This window comes from Streptomyces sp. NPDC107517, from assembly GCF_055582645.1.
This window is the reverse complement of sequence record NZ_JBVJPM010000100.1, coordinates 1-1,472: the sequence shown is the minus strand read 5'-3', so window position 1 is coordinate 1,472 and position 1,472 is coordinate 1. Positions and strand designations below refer to the sequence as shown.

Annotated in this window: 1 protein-coding gene; it reads right to left on the bottom strand. The window is 67.5% G+C overall.

From position 1 onward, the window contains the following. Positions 1–197: 197 nt before the first annotated feature. Entirely contained in the window at positions 198–1,448 is a 1,251-nt protein-coding gene (locus tag ACZ67T_RS46300) for an IS4 family transposase (protein WP_469993104.1), read from the bottom strand. Positions 1,449–1,472 lie beyond the last annotated feature (24 nt).

Below are 1,472 nucleotides of genomic sequence, written 5' to 3'. Positions count from 1 at the left end.
CAATACCGGTAACTTAGTGCTTTGGTGGGCGTTTGACCCGTTTGGGTTTGGTGGCGCCAACGAGAGTGATGGCCGCGGTAGTTGGGTGGTCTGCAGTCCGGTGGGCGGCGCGTTTGAGGGGCCAGCTGGCGACTTTGCGTTTGATGACGCGGGGGTTTGTCCGATGGCGTCGTGGTGGCAGGAGGCGTTGGAGGAGTTCAGCCTGGGTGGCTTTGATCGCGCGGGCGAGTCTGCCGGGGGGAAAACGCCGCCTGGTCGGTGACCTGGCGGCGCGCGACGCGCAGTGAGCGGATGAAGGAGATCCGGTCGGGGTCCTGGTCTGCTTGTCGTGCGGCCTGGTGCATCAGGTGCCGGATGGCGTGGTGGACGAGCAGGAAGCCGTAGAGTTCCTGCTCGGCTCCCTCGGGGTGTTGCGAACGCAGTACCAGGTGTAGCCCGCCGAGGTGGGTCTTGATTTCGTCGAGGGTGGACTCGAACTCCCATCGCTGGGCGTAGAGGGCGGCCAGTTCCGCGGCCGGGGCCTTGTCCGGGGCGAGGATCGTGGTGATGAGCCGGTAGACGCCCTCGTGGCCGGCGATGGTGTACTCCACCGCGCGGACCGGCACCCCGCGACGGGTGTGGTGGATGTCGCTGCGGTCGAAGATCTCGGTGAGGTACGAGCCGTCCGACAGCTCCTCGACCACCGGCAGCACGAGGTCTTTGCGGACCCGCCACAGTAGGTCCGCCCCGGTCGCCGCGGCCTCGCGCCACAACTCAACGCCATAGAAGCCGCGGTCGGCCAGCAGCAGCATCCCCGGCCGCAGGGATCCCAGGACCGCCCGGGCCAGAGTCTGCTCTCCGATGCGAAGAGCTGCGAGCGCGGTGTCGAAGATGACGTGGGTGCCGCACTCCACCAGGCCGACCATGCGGATCTGCGGGTAACCGACGTCCTGTTCGCCCCGCCCGGAGCGGGGAGGACGGCCGAACGCCTCCACGTTCGCGTTCGTGTCGGGCAGGTCGAATGTGGTGCCGTCGATCGCGGTCAGCCGCCAGTCGCGGTAGAAGGCGCCCTGAGTGTCCCGCGTGGCAACCGGACGGCACACCCGCGCGAACAGCTGCCGCAGCGGCGCCACACCCAGCCGAGACCTGGCCTTCCAGATCGCCGCCGTACTCGGCACCACCCACGACGCACGCCAACGCCGCGCACCCTGCAGACCCGCGGTCAGCAGTCGGGCGACCTCCTCATAGCTCTCCCCGGAGAACAGGCACATCGCCAACACGAAGTAGACCACCAGTCGGGCCGGCAGCAGCCGGTTCCGCTGCTGCACCCGGCCCGTCTCCGCCAGCACCTCATCCACCAGCGACTGAGGAAACGCCTGTGTCAGCACCCCGACCGCGACCCGATCCGACAGTCGCTCACCAGATGACTTCAGTTGACCCGCTCTTGGCACATCAACAACAACGACCAGAGTGCCCCTAAGTTACCGGTATTG